Below are 17,320 nucleotides of genomic sequence, written 5' to 3'. Positions count from 1 at the left end.
GCGCTAAAGGCGGGCGCTTTCAGCCCGGCGTCAGTAATTGCTGAGTCAGCACCTTGAGATGTTTCATCGCGAAAGGTTTGAGCAGCAATTCAGTCTGGCCGCTTTTCAAGGCGATCGCGGGGATGCTGTTTTCGGCGAAACCGGAGATGAACAAGACTTTGAGCGTCGGCCTCGCATCCAGCGCGGCTACGGCTAACTCATCGCCACTCATGCCGCCCGTCAGGCCGATATCGGTGATGAGCAAACTCACCTCAGGCAGTCGCTCGAGCTGCTGTAGCGCTTGAGCAGCGGTTGATGCCTTGGCGACCTGATAGCCCATATCCAGCAATGTTTCGCTTATCAGATCGCGGATGGCGTCTTCATCGTCGACCACCAATATGGATCCGCACGGCGTGTGAGCCTTGTCCTCCGCCGCCGCTGGCGAGACAAGGCCGGGTGCCGATGCCGCACCTTGATGCAAGGGCAGAAACAGGTTCACCGTAGTGCCTGTGCCCACCTGGGACTCAATCTGCACGTCCCCGGATGACTGTCGGGCAAAGCCATGCACCATCGATAGGCCCAGGCCAGTGCCGGAACCTAGGGGTTTGGTCGTGAAGAACGGATCAAATGCGCGCTCGAGCACGCTGCGCGGCATACCGGTTCCGGTATCGCTGACGCTGAAGCGTGCATATCCACCTGCGCTGAGCGTCCCGGTGGCTTGCGCCGGCTCGATGCGCACGGAGGTGACCTCAATCTGTAGCCGGCCCCCTTGGGGCATGGCGTCGCGTGCATTGATGCACAGGTTCAGCAGCGCATTTTCCAACTGATGCGCGTCGCAAAAGCACAGCACCGCGTTCCTGGCCGCCAGTACCTCCAGTTCTATACGAGGGGTAAGCGTTCTGCTGATCAGATCCTTCATTTCCTCAACCAACACTGCCGGATCGATTACCGTACTTGCCAGTGTCTGACGCCTGGCGTAGGCCAGCAGACGATGGGTGAGAGATGCGGCGCGATCGGATGCATTGCGTGCCAGACCAACGTACCGTGGAAGTTCGCCGTGCTTACCTTGAGCAAGCCGTTGTTCAAGCATGTCCAGGCTACTGGTGATCACCGTCAGCAGGTTATTGAAGTCGTGCGCCAGACCGCCCGTCAGCTGGCCGACCGCTTCCATTTTTTGACTTTGCTGTAATTGCGATCTGACCTCTTCGAAGGCCTCCTCGCGTTCCTTTTGAACGGAGATGTCTCGGGCTACTGCGAAGTAATACCTCCCGCGGCGTGCAATTCGCCAGTTCAGATGCAGCGGCGTTCCATTGCTGCGCGGGCCCTGGCTGTCGAGTTCAGCGACCGGCACCTCGCTCAGCCTGCCCACGGCATCGGACAACTGCGAAGGAGAGATAAAGCTGAAAAATGCCCCGTCTTTGAGTGCATGTTCAGCGTATCCCGTCGCGAGTGGCCAGGATGGATTCATCGCTACGACTTCGCCACGTTCGGACAGCATGCAAATCAGGTCAGGGGAGATATTCCATATGCCATCCCGTTCCAGGGTGCGGCGCTCGACCTCATGCTCCAGACGCTCATTTAAATCGGAGAGCGCGTTCAGACTCTTCTGGAACAAGGCGCAGATGACTGACATGCCGAAGGTCACCAATGCGAAGCTCGCGCTGCTGGCCCAGGCCGAAAAGCCATCGTTGAAACCGATCTCGCCGATGAAGAAATATTGCGCAGCCAGAACCGCCAGCACGCAACCAAACGCGGATGGCCCGATCCCGAAGCAAAAGCCGATGAACATCAATCCGGGAATGAAAAACAGGTAGGGCAGGGCGGTAAAGGGAAGCGTGGAGCGAAGCACGCAGCACAGCGTAACGATCAGAAGTGCGCCCGCGTAACGAGCCGGCTTGCCTCGTCGAGTGCGGGCAAAGCGTCGAACCCGCTCAAGGCGCGATGACAAAATACTGATCAAGTGGGCTCCAGGGTTCAGATCCGGACTCTCGGGTACGCACAGCCAGTCGTGCATGAAAGAGAGGGGCAGCGGTGTAAGGGCGATGGTGTAAGGGCTATCGGCGAAAGCGCGGGCTGCTTGAGCGGCCTGTGGCACCCGCCTATATGAGCAGTGGACCACTCCACATGCAAGCGCTCCGGCGGAGTGGCTACGCTAGCGAGCGCGACCTGCCGCCAGGTCGCGCTCAGAGGGCAAGCAGTTGTTGCGGCGCAGGGTGGCGATTTACGTGGACTAAGGCAGTCAGTCCTCTTCCAGCCAGAACCGCAACGGTTTGCCCTGCGCCGGCCACAACCGCAATTGCTCGATGGGCGACACATCCCACCGCTGCACTTTGCCCATCGCTTCGAGGAACCGGTGTTCCTGTTCCATCAGCGCCGGCGCGCACATTTTGCGGGTGCTGCCGACCGGGCCGAAGGTAATCGTATTGCCCTGCAACTGGTACGACGCGAACCAGTGGTTGCAGCCGGCGTTGCCGTAGGCGCGGCCGTCGTTGCCCAGGGTCATGGTCAGGTGGCTGTTGTCGATCAACGGCCGTTCACCGATCCATTCCAGCACGTAGCCGTGGTCTTGTTTGAGCGCGGGGGTTTCGGTGGCGCATCCCGCCAGCAGCGTGGCCGCCAGCAGTGTCAGCAAAAGCGGTTTCATGCCGCTTTCTTCGCGCAGGCAGGGCAGAGGTGGTTCTCGCCGACGACCTTCCAGCCCAGTTCCTCGATGCGTGCGGTGGCAGCAGGCTTGAGGGCTTTTTTGCCGTCTTTGCCGTCGACCATGAATTCGATGTCGCGCTCTTTGCCGCAGTCGTTGCAGTTCACTTTCCACTGATGGATCGCCAACTCGGTGAACGCCGGGCCATTGGCAACGGCGACCCACTGACCGGTCGGGTTGATCAGGTGACGGACTTTTTCGACGTTCAAGCGCATGAACAGCTCTTTGCTGCCTTTGACGGTGACCAGCAGCACGTCGTCGGGCTTGATCGAGCCGCCGTTGCCGGTGACCTGGTAGCGACCGACGGCCAGGCTGCGGCATTCGATCAGGGTGTGTTGCGGGGTGAGCATGCTGTAACGGAAATCGTGTTCGGCCATGGGGGTCTCCAAATAGGCGCGCATGCTAACACTTTAGAGAGGGGATTCTCGCTGCCGACCGGCCCGGGATCGGCAGAGAACGCGCTCACTGCACCAGATTCTGCGGGCTGCCCGCCGCCCAACCGGTGATGTTATCCAGCGTAGTCTGGGCGATGGCGCCGAGGGCTTCTTTGGTCAGAAACGCCTGATGGGCGGTGATCACCACATTGGGGAATGTCAGCAGTCGCGCCAGTACATCGTCCTGCAGCGGCAGGTCCGAGCGGTCTTCGAAAAACAGCTGCGCTTCCTCTTCATAGACGTCCAGCCCGAGGTAGCCGAGCTGGCCGCTCTTCAGCGCGTCGATCAGCGCCGGCGTGTTCACCAGCGCGCCGCGCCCGGTATTGATCAGCATCGCGCCGTGCTGCATGCGCGACAGCGAGTCGGGGTTGATCAGGTGCCGGGTGTGCTCGTTGAGCGGGCAGTGCAGGCTGATGATCTGCGCTTCGGCGAGCAGTTCGTCGAGGGGCAGATAGCGGGCGCCCAGTGCTTCGACCAGCGGGTTCGGGTACGGATCGTAGGCCAGCAGTTGGCAGCCGAAGCCGGCCATGATCCGCGCGAACGTTGCCCCGATCTGCCCGGTGCCAACCACGCCGACGGTCTTGCCGACCAGATCGAAACCGGTCAGGCCGTGCAGGCTGAAATCGCCGTCGCGGGTGCGGTTGTAGGCGCGGTGCAGATGGCGGTTCAGCGACAGGATCAACGCCACGGCATGTTCGGCCACGGCATGGGGCGAGTAGGCCGGAACCCTCACGACGCTAAGGCCCAGGCGCTTGGCAGCGTCGAGGTCGACGTGATTGAAGCCGGCCGAGCGCAGGGCGATGAGTCGTGTGCCGCCTGCGGCCAGTTGCTCCAGAACCGGCGCGCTCAGGTCGTCGTTGATGAAGGCGCAGACCACCTCGTACTGATCGGCCAGCGCCACGGTGTCCAGGGTCAATCGCGCGGGCTGGAAATGCAGTTCGATGTCCGGCGCGATCTGCGCGCCAAGAAAGCTCTCGCGGTCGTAAGTCTGGCTGCTGTAGATAAGCGTGCGCATGGTTGTTCCTTTATAGATGGGCCTGCAATGTCGCGTCGAACGTAGGATTTAGGCACCCCGCATCCACTGTAGGAGTGAGCTTGCTCGCGAAGGCGTTCTGTCAGGCCCTCTATTTGACCTGACCCACCCCGAACCCTGCAGCCTATCCATCACAGAACAAAAAACCAGGGACCCAGATCAAGCACTCACACGGGCCTCGGTTTCCAGGCGGTTGATCGCCTTCTCCAGTTCATCCAGGGCCTTGTCGCTGTCCGCCGATTCCTGCTTCAGCAGGGTCTCGCTGCGTTGACAGGCCGCGCGCAATTGCGGGACGCCGCAGTAACGGGTCGCGCCGTGAAGGCGGTGGACGCGTTCGATCAGTGCGACGTTGTCCCTGGCCTCGCGGGCAGTGAGGATGGCTTCGCGGTCGGTGGCGAGGGAGGCCAGCAGCATCGCCAGCATGTCCGCCGCCAGGTCGGCTTTCCCCGCCGCCAGCCGCAGCCCTTCCTCGTGATCGAGCACCTGCAGATTGATACCGCCCTGGGCGATTTCGACGTGCCGCTCCGGCGCCTGATTGCGCAGCGCCAGCCCGGTCCACTTCAGCACCACCTGCGCCAGTTGACGTTCGCTGATCGGCTTGGTCAGGTAATCGTCCATCCCACTCTGCAACAGCGCGCGCTTTTCGTTGGCCATGGCATGGGCGGTGAGGGCGACGATCGGCAGCGACGAGGCCTGACGTTCGCTCTCCCAGCTGCGAATTTCTTCGGTGGCCTGACGCCCGTCCATGCCCGGCATCTGCACGTCCATCAGCACCAGATCGAAGGGTTCATCCTGCACCGCCTGCACCGCCGCATAACCACTGTCGACGGCCTTGACCCTGGCGCCCATGTCTTCGAGCAAGGTCTGCACCAGCAACAGGTTCGCCGGGTTGTCGTCCACACAGAGAATGCGCGGCGGCCGGCTCGACAGTGGCTCCGGCACCTCGTTGCGCAACTGCTTGGGCTGGATCAGCTCCGACAGCGCACGGCGCAATTTGCGCGTACACGCCGGCTTGGCCTGCAACTGGTTATAAGCATCGGGCACGGAAAACTGATACAGCGCCTGTTCGGTGGTGGGGCAGAGCACCAGCACTTTGCAGTTGAGGTTTTCCAGGTCCCAGATCTGTTGGCGCAGGCGCTCGGGCGGCAGCTCGTGGGCGGTGACGCCGAGCACGGCCATGTCGATGGCGTGGGGCGTCTGGTGCACCACCGTCACGCCATTGATGAGGTTTTCCAGATTGTTGAAGACCATCGGCTGGAGGCCGCAGTCTTCCAGTTGATGTTCAAGGGCCTGGCGCGACAGGTCGTGATGCTCCAGCACCGCCACGCGCCGGCCCAGCAGCGGCGGGGCGGGCAGGTCTTCGAGGTCGTCGCGGGTTTTCGGCAGCGTCAGGCTGATCCAGAATTCCGAGCCTTCCCCCGGCGTGCTCTCGACGCCAATCTCACCGCCCATCTGCTCCACCAGTCGCTTGGAAATCACCAGCCCCAAGCCGGTGCCGCCGGAGTGCCGCGACAGCGAATTGTCCGCCTGACTGAACGCCTGAAACAGCGCGCGCACGTCCTGACTGGACAGGCCGATGCCGGTGTCCTGCACGCTGATGCGCAGTTGCACGGTGGTGTCGTGCTCCTCCTCCAGCATCGCCCGCGCCACGATAGTGCCCTCGCGGGTGAACTTGATCGCGTTGCTGACGAGGTTGGTCAGGATCTGCCGCAGCCGCAGCGGATCGCCCACCAGCGACAGCGGCGTGTCGCGATAAACCAGACTTACCAGCTCCAGCTGTTTGGCGTGGGCGGCGGGGGCGAGGATGGTCAGGGTGTCCTGCAACAGGTCGCGCAGGTTGAAGGGGATCGCGTCGAGGACCAGCTTGCCGGCCTCGATCTTCGAGAAATCCAGAATCTCGTTGATGATGCTCAGCAGGTTGTCGGCGGATTTTTCGATGGTGCCCAGGTAATCGTACTGACGCGGCGTCAGTTCGCTTTTCTGCAACAGGTGGGTGAAACCGAGGATGCCGTTGAGCGGCGTGCGGATTTCATGGCTCATGTTCGCCAGAAACTCGGACTTGATCCGGCTGGCCTCCAGGGCTTCCTTGCGCGCCAGGTCCAGCTCGATGTTCTGGATCTCGATGGTTTCCAGGTTCTGGCGTACGTCTTCGGTGGCCTGCTCGATGCTGTGCTGCAATTCTTCCTGGGCGTTCTGCAACGTCGCCGCCATGCGGTTGATGCCCGAACCCAGTTCATCCAGCTCGTAACTGCCCATGGGCGGCAATCGCGCTTCCAGATTGCCATCCTTCAGTTGGGCGACGACGTGTTTGATCTGGGTGATCGGGCCGTTGATGGTGCGGCTCATGCGCAGCGACAGCATGGCGGTCAGGCCGAGGCCGATGACAATCAGGATCAGGCTGGCAAACAGGCTGCGATAACCGCGCAGCAGCGTGCCGTTGTGGGACAGTTCCAACTCGACCCAGCCCAGCAGACGGTCGGCTTCGGCGGGCACGACATCACCGGTCAGATGACGGCTGCGCCCGAACACCGGCATCAGGTAGCGCGTGGCGTCATTTTCCGAGCGCTGCAGCATGTGCGTGCTGTTACCGATGGGGGCCTGGTTGATCATGCTCGGGCCGGCATGGGCCAACATCGCCCGGTTAGCGTCAAGGAACGACACCGCGCGCACGTCGGCCTGTTCCAGCACCTGCCCGGCGATGCGTTCCAGCATGGCCTGATCGCCGCTGGCCAGCGCGCCGGCGGACAGCGGCGCCAACTCGTTGGCAATCATTTCGCCACGCTTGAGCAGCTGGGTCTGCAACTCGGTCAGCTGCATCCAGGTGAAATAACCCCCCAGCAACGCCGCCATCAGGCAGGCCGGGAGCAGGGTCAGCAGCATGACGCGGCCTTTGATGCCCACTTTTCTCAGCACACTTCTTCTCCACCAACCCGGCACGAATTCAGGCAACTGCTGCGCCAATGCAGCGTGTGACGCGCAATCACTGCGCAGTGTAGTCATTTGCGCTTCCTGCACACAGTGGGACCGGCGCTTGCGTACGTGATGGGACTGGATACTTCCCCTGTAAGACCGGCTTTAGCCGGGAAGGCGTCGGTCGTCACGCCGCAAAATACGCGTCGTTCACACTGGCCTCTTCCCGGATGAAGCCGGTCCTGCCTAAGCGACGCAGTCCTGCCAAAAAGAACGCATCGCCGGCAAGCCAGCATTGCCCCGTCGCGCGCAATCTTGAATAATCCTCTTCTTGAGAATCAGTCGCAGACGCCAATGACTCCCGCCAGCATCCACCGCCCCCACATACTCGCCATCGAGGACGATGTCGTGCTCGGCGCTTTTGTCCACGACCAACTCGATCGCTGCGGGTTTCTGGTGACCTGGTGTCAGAACGGCGCCGAAGGACTGGCCTGTGCGCAACGTGAACCCTTCGATGTGGTGCTGATGGACATCTTGCTGCCGGGCATGAACGGCCTCGACATCCTCACCCATCTGCGCCGCCGCCACACGGTGCCGATCATCCTCATGTCCGCCCTCGGCGCCGAGGCCGACCGCATCACCGGCTTCCAGAACGGCGCCGACGATTACCTGCCCAAACCCTTCAGCGTCGATGAGTTGCGCGTGCGCATCGAAGCGATCCTGCGCCGGGTCGACCTGGAACGACGCTTCCATGCCCAGACCGCCAACGAGCCCGATGCCGACGTGGAGAAACCTGAAGAAGACGGCCTGACCTTCGATGAAGGCCGCTGCGACGTCTTCTTCGCCGGTAGCCCTGCGCAATTGACCGGCAGCGAATACCGCCTGCTCGACACCTTGTGGCGCAACCAGGAAGACGTCCTCAGCAAAGCCTTCCTTTATCAGCATGTCCTGCAGCGCGGCTATTCCCAGCACGACCGCAGCCTGGACATGCACATCAGCCAGATTCGTCGCAAGCTCAAGGCCGTCGGCTATCAGGCGCGGCAACTGCGCACTGTGTGGGGCAAGGGCTACGTGCTGACCGCGGCGGTGCTGGATGCCTGAGGTGTCGAATGGCTGAGCCGCGCAAACGGGTACCCGGCCGGCATTCGCTGTTCTGGAAACTGGCCGTTCTGCTGGTCGGTTTCTGCCTGTTGATGATCTGGCTCAGCTGGTATTGGGGCCGCTACATCGAGACCCGCAACGCCTATCTGAATGCCGAGGCCCATCAGGTGCTCAACGACTATGCGGCGCAGGCCGAAAGGGCGTGGACCAGCGGCGGTCAGCCCGGCATCGACGAATGGCTGAAACAGGTCCGTCAGCAGGAAACCGGCTGGGTCGGGGTCATCGGCAGCGACTTGCAATCGCTCGGCAGCACGACGTTGACCCGCGATCAGTCGCAACGGCTGACGTTCATGCGCGGCATCGACTGGCCGATGAGCACGCGGCAGAAGACCGTTCCCTGGCTGAAGATCGCGTTTCCCGGCAACCCGGGCGCCGGCAGTCTGGTGATCGAACTGCCCGAGCGCTTCAAACCGGGTCGGTATGCGTGGGTCGGGCAAATCCTGACCAACGTGCTGATTCCCGCGCTGTTTACCCTGCTGCTGTGCGTTGGGCTGTATCGCCTGCTGATTCGTCCGCTCAACCAACTGCGCGAACAGGCCAACGCGTGGCGCGCCGATCGATTGTCGAGCCGACTGTCCCCGCAAATGACCGAGCGACGCGACGAGTTGGGCGAGCTGAACCGCGCCTTCGATCACATGGCCGCGCGCCTGCACTCGACGGTGCAGGTTCAGCAGCAATTGTTGCGTGACCTCTCCCACGAATTGCGCACGCCCCTGAGTCGCCTGCGGGTGGCGTGCGACAGCGAGCAAACCCTCCCTGAACTGCGCGAGCGCCTGAGCCGGGAAGTGGACGGCATGCGCCGCCTGGTCGACGACACCCTGCAACTGGCCTGGCTCGACACCGAACGCGAAAAACTCCCCGGCGAAGACATTCAGGTGGTGGCGCTGTGGGAGATGCTGGTGGACGACGCCTGTTTCGAAACCTGCTGGCCGGCCCGTCAGTTGCGCTGCGATCTGGACAGCGAATGCTGGCTCAGTGGCCATCTCAACACCTTGGCCCAGGCGCTGGAAAACATCCTGCGCAACGCCATTCGCCATTCTCCGCCCGAGGGCATCGTGCGCCTCGACGGTCGCCGCGAAGGGGGAGACTGGTTGTTGTGGCTGGAAGATCAGGGTGGCGGGATCGACGAGGGCGATCTCGAGCGTATTTTTGCGCCGTTCATCCGCCTGGACGGCGCCCGCCCCGGTGACGGTGGATTCGGGCTGGGGCTGAGCATCGCGCGCAATTCCCTGCGTCTGCAGGGTGGGGACTTGTGGGCCGAAAACACGGGGCGGGGCTTGAGAATGATCATGCGTTTGCCGGCCCGGCAGGCCTGATGTCGCTGCTGGATCTGCAGCTCAACCCGAACTGTAGGAGTGAGCTTGCTCGCGATGCGTGGTGTCTGTGACGTAAAGGTTGCCGGTGATAATGCAATCGCGGGCAAGCTCACTCCTACAGGGTTCAGTGCCCGGCCCAGACAATCCCAGGGACATGCCTTATTCCATTCAGCGATAACCCCCTCACTTTGCGTGATATGGGCTGGCAACGATTGCCGGTATGATAGGCGACCCCCGCACGTCTGGATCGCGAAAACGCCATGACCCTGCAGTATCCAACCATCGCCGATTGCGTCGGCAACACCCCGCTGGTGCGTCTGCAACGCATGGCTGGGAACACCAGCAACACGTTGCTGCTCAAGCTCGAAGGCAATAACCCGGCCGGTTCCGTGAAGGACCGCCCGGCGCTGTCGATGATTACCCGCGCCGAATTGCGTGGGCAGATCCACCCCGGCGATACCCTGATCGAAGCCACCTCCGGCAACACCGGCATCGCCCTGGCCATGGCCGCGGCGATCAAGGGCTATCGCATGATTCTGATCATGCCCGACAACTCCAGCGCCGAGCGCAAGGCCGCCATGACTGCCTATGGCGCCGAGCTGATTCTGGTCAGCAAGGAAGAGGGCATGGAAGGCGCCCGTGACCTGGCCGAGCGCATGCAGGCGGAAGGCCGCGGCAAGGTGCTCGACCAATTCGCCAATGGCGACAACCCACAGGCGCATTACGTCGGCACCGGCCCGGAAATCTGGCAGCAGACCGGCGGCACCGTTACCCATTTCGTCAGCTCCATGGGCACCACCGGCACCATCATGGGCACCTCGCGTTTCCTCAAGGAACAGAACCCAAACATCCAGATCGTCGGCCTCCAGCCTATGGACGGCGCGTCGATTCCGGGCATTCGCCGCTGGCCAACCGAATACCTGCCGAGCATTTATCAGGCCGAGCGTGTCGACCGGATTATGGACATGGGCCAGGCCGAAGCCGAGGACGTCATGCGTCGTCTGGCGCGGGAAGAAGGCATTTTCTGTGGTGTGTCGTCGGGCGGCTCAGTGGCCGGGATGCTCCGGCTGTCCCAGGAAGTCGAGAACGCGGTGATGGTCGCGATTATTTGTGACCGCGGCGACCGTTACCTGTCGACCGGCGTCTACGATGCGCCCAACTGATGGCCAAGCGTGATGCAGGCCTGCGTTTCCAGCCCAGCGGTGGCACCCAGACCACGCAGGTTCCTACCGGTAAAAAACAACGCCTGACCATCGAGCGGCTGGCCAACGACGGTCGCGGCATCGGTTTCGTCGAAGGTCGCACCTGGTTTGTCATGGGCAGTCTGGCCGGCGAAGAGGTCGAGGCCCGCGTGCTCAATGCCCACGGCAAAGTCGTTGAAGCCCGCACCGAACGCGTGTTCCAGGCCAGCCCGATACGGCGCCCCGCAGCGTGTCCGCATTTCGGCCGTTGCGGCGGTTGCAGCACCCAGCACATGCCCCACGCCGAACAGCTCGCCCTGAAACAGAGCATGCTTGCCGAGCAATTGAGCCGCATCGCCGGGGTCGAGCCGGAGCAATGGGCCGCGCCCCTGACCGGTGATGAATATGCCTACCGTCGCCGCGCCCGCGTCGCGGTGCGCTGGGACGCCCGCGCCAAACGGCTGGACGTCGGATTCCGCGCCGCAGCGAGTCAGGACATCATCGCCATCGAGCAATGCCCGGTGCTGGTACAGGCCTTGCAACCGATCATGACGTCGCTGGCGCCCATGCTTCGCAGCCTGAGCAAACCTCAGGCGCTGGGGCATGTCGAGCTGTTCAGCGGGTCGGCCAGCGCCGTGCTGCTGCGCCACACCGCGCCGCTGCCTGAAAACGATCTGGCAATTCTCAAAGCATTTTGCGAAACCCATGACGCGCAGCTGTGGTTGCACGGCGAAGGCGAACCACAGCCGGTCGACCCTTCTGCGCAACTGGGCTACCGCCTGGAGCCGTGGAATCTGTCCCTGGCCTATCGTCCCGGCGACTTCGTGCAGGTCAACGCTCAGGTCAATACCGCGATGATCGAACAGGCCCTGGACTGGCTCGCGCCCGGCAAGGACGAACGAGTGCTGGACTTGTTCTGCGGGCTTGGTAACTTCGCTCTACCGCTGGCGCAAATGACGCGCGACGTGGTGGCCGTGGAGGGCGTCGACGCCATGGTTCAGCGGGCGACGGCCAATGCCGCCAGCAACGGTTTGAACAACGTGAAGTTTTATCAGGCCGATCTGTCGCAGCCACTGGACAAGGCGGCCTGGGTGGCGGAAGGTTTCGCCGCAGTGCTGCTCGATCCGCCGCGTGACGGTGCGTTCGAAGCAGTGGGCAAGCTCAAGTCACTGGGCGCTCGGCGCGTCCTTTATGTGTCGTGCAACCCGGCTACGCTGGCCCGCGATACCGTTGAATTGATCAAGCAGGGCTACCGTTTAAAACGTGCCGGAATCCTCGATATGTTCCCGCAGACAGCGCATGTCGAGGCGATGGCGTTATTTGAAGCGAGCAAGTGAGGCGGCGGCTCAGGAAATGCCGATGCCTTACACGGAGTCTCGTTTAATCCGACTGGCCCGCGCGTACGCGACCTTGCATGGCCCGCAAGGCGCACGCGCTCAAGAAGGCCGGCGACTGAAGGCGCATTTCATCGCGCCGTAGGGAAGGTAAGCAACATGGTACAGGTGAGACCCCACCAGCCGATCAACACAGACGGCAGTATCAACCTCGACGCGTGGCTGGATCACGTGGTCAGCGTCGACCTCGCAGTGGACCGACAGGCCTTGAAAGAGGCCTGTGAATTTGCCCGGCACGCCGAGCAGCAGGACAACGCCGCCAAGAACCTCTGGGCGGAGGGCACGTCGAGTTTTCAGACGGGCCTGGAAATCGCTGAAATTCTGGCCGACCTCAAGCTCGATCAGGATTCACTCGTCGCCGCCGTGATTTATCGCGGCGTGCGCGAAGGCAAAATCTCGCTGCCTGACGTCAACCAGCGCTTCGGCCCCACAGTCGCCAAGCTCATCGACGGCGTGCTGCGCATGGCGGCGATCAGCGCCAGTCTCAGCCCGCGCCAGTCCCTGGTGCTCGGTACCCAGGCCCAGGTCGAAAACCTGCGCAAGATGCTGGTGGCCATGGTCGACGACGTGCGAGTCGCGCTGATCAAGCTGGCTGAACGCACCTGCGCCATCCGCGCGGTGAAGAACACCGACGATGAAAAGCGCAACCGTGTTGCCCGGGAAGTCTTCGACATCTACGCGCCGCTGGCCCACCGGCTGGGCATCGGTCACATCAAATGGGAGCTGGAGGACCTGTCCTTCCGTTACCTGGAGCCCGAGCAATACAAGCAGATCGCCAAGTTGCTGCACGAGCGTCGGCTCGATCGCGAGCGCTTCATCACCGACGTGATGTCGCAGCTGTCGAACGAATTGCTGGCCACCGGCGTCAAGGCCGACATCAGTGGCCGGGCCAAGCACATCTACTCGATCTGGCGAAAGATGCAGCGCAAAGGCCTGGAATTCAGCCAGATCTACGACGTTCGCGCCGTTCGCGTGCTGGTGCCTGAGATGCGCGACTGCTACACCGCCCTCGGCATCGTCCACACCCTGTGGCGGCACATTCCCAAGGAATTCGACGACTACATCGCCAACCCCAAGGAAAACGGCTATCGCTCGCTGCACACAGCGGTGATCGGTCCTGAGGGCAAGGTGCTGGAAGTGCAGATCCGCACCCACGCCATGCACGAAGAGGCCGAACTGGGCGTCTGCGCGCACTGGAAGTACAAGGGCACCGACGTCAAATCCGGCTCCAATCATTACGAAGAGAAAATCTCCTGGCTGCGTCAGGTGCTCGAGTGGCATGAAGAGCTGGGCGACATCGGCGGGCTGGCCGAACAGCTGCGCGTCGACATTGAGCCCGACCGCGTCTACGTGTTCACCCCGGACGGTCACGCCATCGACCTGCCCAAGGGCGCGACGCCGCTGGATTTCGCCTACCGCGTGCACACCGAGATCGGCCACAACTGCCGTGGTGCCAAGATCAACGGCCGCATCGTCCCACTCAACTACAGCCTGCAGACCGGCGAGCAGGTGGAGATCATCACCAGCAAGCACGGCACGCCGAGCCGCGACTGGCTGAACTCGAACCTGGGTTACATCACCACGTCCCGGGCGCGAGCGAAGATCGTGCACTGGTTCAAGCTGCAGGCCCGCGATCAGAACGTCGCCGCCGGCAAGGTGCTGCTGGAGCGCGAACTGGCGCGTCTGGCGCTGCCTCAGGTGGACTTCGACAAGCTGGCCGAGAAGGCCAACATGAAGATGGCCGAAGACATGTTCGCGGCCCTCGGTGCCGGCGACTTGCGCATTGCGCAGTTGGTCAATCTGGCTCAGCAACTGGTGGAGCCGGAACGCGGCAACGAGCAACTGGAGCTGATTCCGCGCAAGGCCACGGGTTACAAGCCGGGCAAGCGCGGGGACATTCAGATCCAGGGCGTCGGCAACCTGATGACGCAAATGGCCGGCTGCTGCCAGCCGCTGCCGGGCGATGCGATCGTCGGTTACATCACCCAGGGCCGCGGCGTGAGCATTCACCGTCAGGACTGCGCCTCGGTGCTGCAACTGGGCGGGCGCGAACCCGAACGGATCATTCAGGTCAGCTGGGGCCCGGTGCCGGTGCTCACCTATCCGGTGGACATCATCATCCGTGCCTACGACCGGTCCGGGCTGCTGCGTGACGTCTCGCAGATCCTGCTCAACGAGCGCATCAACGTGCTGGCAGTCAACACCCGCTCGAACAAGGAAGACAACACCGCGCTGATGTCGCTGACCATCGAGATCCCGGGCCTGGACGCGCTGGGCCGGCTGCTGGGACGCATCTCGCAACTGCCGAACATCATCGAAACGCGGCGTAATAGAACGCCTTGATGGCGCTGTGTTGTCTGCACTGACGCTATCGCGAGCAAGCTCACTCCTACAGGCGAACGCAATTTACCTGTAGGAGTGAGCTTGCTCGCGATGACGCTTCATCAGGCACCCGATGCCCGACCTGGGATCACATAACATGACCCGTTCGCTACAACATGAGCCGGATTTCAATGTATAGCCTCCAAGACCTGCTCACGCTCATGGCCCGCTTGCGCGATCCGCAATTCGGTTGCCCGTGGGACGTGAAGCAGAATTACGCGAGCATCGTGCCGCACACCCTTGAAGAAGCCTACGAAGTGGCCGACGCCATCGAGCGTGGCGACTTCGATGACCTGCGCGGTGAGCTCGGCGATCTGCTGTTTCAAGTGGTGTATTACTGCCAGCTGGCGCAGGAAGAAGGGCGCTTCGAGTTCGACGGTGTGGTCGACGGCATCACCCGCAAACTGATTCGCCGCCATCCCCACGTATTCCCGACCGGCGATCTGTACGCGCCGCTTGAAACCCCGCGCCTCAGCGAAGATCAGGTCAAGCATCGCTGGGAACAGATCAAGGCCGAGGAGCGTGCCGAAAAGGCCAATGCCCCCGAGCAGCTTTCCCTGCTCGACGACGTGCCGGGTGTACTCCCGGCATTGTCGCGGGCAGCGAAGTTGCAGAAGCGCGCCGCCCAGGTCGGGTTCGATTGGCCGGACGCATTGCCGGTGGTCGATAACGTCCGTGAGGAACTCGATGAGGTTCTCGAAGCCATGGCCGACAACGACAGCGCGGCCATCACCGAAGAAGTCGGCGATCTGCTGTTTGCCGCCGTCAATCTGGCTCGGCACCTCAAGGTCGATCCGGAAAATGCCCTGCGCGCCGCCAACGCCAGATTCGAGCGGCGCTTCAGATTTATCGAACAGGCCTTGCGCGACACCCGGCGCCCCATCGAAGATTGCAGCCTCGAAGAGATGGATGCGCTCTGGGGCGAAGCCAAGCGTCAGGAAAAGATCACGCCCAACTGCGGTTGAGTTGACTATTTAGAGAGAGAAAACAGATGGCGGGTATTTCCCTTCGTGACCAGTTGCTGAAAGCCGGCCTGGTCAATGAAAAACAGGCGAAGCAGGCCAGCAAGAGCAAGCAGAAGGAGCAGCGTCTGGTGCACAAGGGCCAGGCAGTGGCGGACGACACCAGCCAGCGCGCTGCCCAAGAAGCAATGGCAGAGAAAGCCAAACGTGACCAGGAGTTGAATCGTCAGCAGCAGGAAAAGGTCGAGCAGAAAGCCCGTGCCGCCCAGGTCAAGCAGTTGATCGAAGCCACGCGCCTGCCGAAGCTGACCACCGAGGACTACTACAACTTCGTCGACGACAAAAAGGTCAAGCGCCTATCGGTCAACGGCCTGATGCGCAGCAAGCTCAGCAGCGGCGCGCTGGCCATCGTGCACCACGGCGGCAGCTACGAGGTGATCCCCCGCGAAGCCGCGCTCAAGGTGCAGGAGCGCGACCCGCGCCGCATCGTCATGCTCAGCGCCCCGACTGAAGAGCCGGAGGGTGACGATCCGTACGCCGCCTACAAGATCCCGGATGATCTGATGTGGTAAGCGTCCGCAATAAGCGCCCCCGCGCGTGACGCCCTAAAACAACAAAACCCGCCAACAGGCGGGTTTTGTTTTGCTGCGATTCCGAAATTACGAGTGACTGGCCTGTAGCTTGGCTTCTTGCTCGGCAAGCTCTGCTGCGTAACGCTGTGCGTCCGATTCGTAATGAAACATCCCTACCAATTGGTCTTGTTGGCGTACATCCCAGATCTGGATGCCATCGGCGATGGTCTCGTGGGAGATATGGGCGTCGTCGCGTTCAGTAACAGTTACGGTCATAGTGCAAACTCCTGACTCTTGAATATCTGCGGCAGGACGTCGCAGGACTTCTTTATAGTTTTTGCCGACCAGCCAAGTAAATGTGCACATCCGGCAACAGTTATTTACAGAATCCGTAACAGTGCGCTAAATGCTTGTATTCGAAGGGAGTGTGGCGTTTTGTCACACCCGGTTGAAGGCCATGAAGAATCTTTCATGTAGGCCTGAATCACTTATCGACGCCAAAAAGAACCCCGCCATGAAGGCGGGGTTTTTTTGGATTGCGCTCGGTGTCGTGCGTGTAACAGCTGGCTGAATCAGCTGCCTTTGACCGACTTACCGTTCACCGTGCCGTCCTGCAGCATGATGTTGTATTCCTTGCCGTCGGTTTCAACCTGTTGCAGGCGAACCAGCAGGTAGTCGTAGTCCTTGGCGAACCACATCACGGTGATGCGCTTGTTCTGCGTTGGATCACGTACGCGCTCGACCTTGATGGCGTCTACCGAACCGACTTTGGTGTCGACCTTTTCGGTGCCCAGCACGCGGAAGTCATAGGTATCGATTTCGTCACCGTCGACGACCTGATACGACATGCTCTTTTTCCCCGCCGCCACGTCATGCTGCAGCGCGAGCTGGTAGGTGGACTTGTCGAGGATGCCGGCATTCAGCGGGATTTTCACCGCGTTGCCACGGTCCGAACCGGTGATGAACTTTGTAGGCCAGTCGAATACCAGATCGACCGTCTTGCTCTTGCCCAGGCCGCCACGTTCGAAGTGGTAGGTCTGTGGCAGCAGTTGATCCTTGTCGACCTTGAGGGTGCTGACTTCGGTCAGGCTGGCGATCATCATCGACGCCTTGAAACTCAGGGTCCAGGAGCCGTTGGCGTTCTTCTCGAGGCTGCGGCTGGCGCTGCCACCGCTCATGGGCAGCTGTTTCCAGTCAGCGGTGTAGCTGGCGGAGAAAGGTTGAAGGTCTGCCGCGTTGACTGCGGGAAGTGCGAAAAGGGCGAAAGCGAAGAGCAAAGCGCGACGCATAATATC

The 17,320-nt window shown here is 61.9% G+C and carries 14 protein-coding genes; 7 read left to right on the top strand and 7 right to left on the bottom strand.

Annotated features, from left to right (window positions below; translation table 11 throughout):
• Positions 1–19: 19 nt before the first annotated feature.
• From QWI20_RS17495 to QWI20_RS17475, 5 genes are all read right to left on the bottom strand, one after another.
• Positions 20–1,939, bottom strand: coding sequence for an ATP-binding protein (locus QWI20_RS17495; RefSeq protein ID WP_369306512.1), 1,920 nt, complete (start codon positions 1,937–1,939; stop codon positions 20–22).
• 279 nt (positions 1,940–2,218) lie between these two features.
• Positions 2,219–2,623 carry an META domain-containing protein gene (locus tag QWI20_RS17490; protein ID WP_369306511.1) on the bottom strand — a complete coding sequence of 135 codons (405 nt, stop codon included), beginning with the start codon at positions 2,621–2,623 and terminating at the stop codon, positions 2,219–2,221.
• Entirely contained in the window at positions 2,620–3,057 is a 438-nt protein-coding gene (locus tag QWI20_RS17485) for a hypothetical protein (protein ID WP_065992852.1), read from the bottom strand. The genes QWI20_RS17490 and QWI20_RS17485 overlap by 4 nt, the downstream gene beginning before the upstream one ends.
• A gap of 85 nt (positions 3,058–3,142) precedes the next feature.
• Complete coding sequence (locus QWI20_RS17480) at positions 3,143–4,129, bottom strand: 2-hydroxyacid dehydrogenase (protein ID WP_369306510.1); 987 nt, start codon at positions 4,127–4,129, stop codon at positions 3,143–3,145.
• A 177-nt stretch (positions 4,130–4,306) separates the two neighbouring features.
• Complete coding sequence (locus tag QWI20_RS17475; RefSeq protein WP_369306558.1) at positions 4,307–7,060, bottom strand: response regulator; 2,754 nt, start codon at positions 7,058–7,060, stop codon at positions 4,307–4,309.
• Between the two features lie 351 nt (positions 7,061–7,411).
• Here QWI20_RS17475 and QWI20_RS17470 point away from each other — a divergent pair, with 351 nt between their 5' ends.
• The 7 genes from QWI20_RS17470 to QWI20_RS17440 all read left to right on the top strand — a co-directional run bounded on the left by QWI20_RS17470 (position 7,412) and on the right by QWI20_RS17440 (position 16,025).
• Entirely contained in the window at positions 7,412–8,158 is a 747-nt protein-coding gene (locus QWI20_RS17470; RefSeq protein WP_369306557.1) for a response regulator transcription factor, read from the top strand.
• Between the two features lie 8 nt (positions 8,159–8,166).
• Positions 8,167–9,534 (top strand): histidine kinase sensor domain-containing protein, encoded by a 1,368-nt coding sequence (locus tag QWI20_RS17465; RefSeq protein WP_369306509.1) that lies wholly within the window; start codon positions 8,167–8,169, stop codon positions 9,532–9,534.
• 260 nt (positions 9,535–9,794) lie between these two features.
• On the top strand, positions 9,795–10,697 hold the full coding sequence (gene cysM, locus QWI20_RS17460; protein WP_369306508.1) for a cysteine synthase CysM: 903 nt from the start codon (positions 9,795–9,797) through the stop codon (positions 10,695–10,697).
• Positions 10,697–12,052 (top strand): 23S rRNA (uracil(1939)-C(5))-methyltransferase RlmD, encoded by a 1,356-nt coding sequence (rlmD, locus tag QWI20_RS17455; RefSeq protein WP_369306507.1) that lies wholly within the window; start codon positions 10,697–10,699, stop codon positions 12,050–12,052. Before cysM ends, rlmD begins: the two co-directional genes overlap by 1 nt.
• 156 nt (positions 12,053–12,208) lie before the next feature.
• Positions 12,209–14,452 carry a GTP diphosphokinase gene (gene relA / locus QWI20_RS17450; protein ID WP_192172862.1) on the top strand — a complete coding sequence of 748 codons (2,244 nt, stop codon included), beginning with the start codon at positions 12,209–12,211 and terminating at the stop codon, positions 14,450–14,452.
• A gap of 170 nt (positions 14,453–14,622) precedes the next feature.
• Entirely contained in the window at positions 14,623–15,456 is an 834-nt protein-coding gene (gene mazG / locus QWI20_RS17445; protein ID WP_369306506.1) for a nucleoside triphosphate pyrophosphohydrolase, read from the top strand.
• A gap of 26 nt (positions 15,457–15,482) precedes the next feature.
• Positions 15,483–16,025, top strand: a complete 543-nt coding sequence (locus QWI20_RS17440; RefSeq protein ID WP_369306505.1) for a DUF2058 domain-containing protein — start codon at positions 15,483–15,485, stop codon at positions 16,023–16,025.
• 87 nt (positions 16,026–16,112) lie between these two features.
• Here QWI20_RS17440 and QWI20_RS17435 read toward each other — a convergent pair whose 3' ends face one another.
• Positions 16,113–16,301 carry a hypothetical protein gene (locus QWI20_RS17435; RefSeq protein ID WP_172609298.1) on the bottom strand — a complete coding sequence of 63 codons (189 nt, stop codon included), beginning with the start codon at positions 16,299–16,301 and terminating at the stop codon, positions 16,113–16,115.
• A 296-nt stretch (positions 16,302–16,597) separates the two neighbouring features.
• A complete protein-coding gene (locus tag QWI20_RS17430; RefSeq protein WP_369306504.1) occupies positions 16,598–17,314 on the bottom strand; it encodes a DUF3108 domain-containing protein in 717 nt (238 codons plus the stop codon).
• Positions 17,315–17,320: the final 6 nt, after the last annotated feature.

This window comes from Pseudomonas sp. W2-17, from assembly GCF_041060445.1.
Classification (GTDB): Bacteria; Pseudomonadota; Gammaproteobacteria; order Pseudomonadales; family Pseudomonadaceae; genus Aquipseudomonas.
The sequence above is the reverse complement of the archived record's forward strand: the minus strand, read 5'-3'. Positions and strand labels throughout refer to the sequence as shown.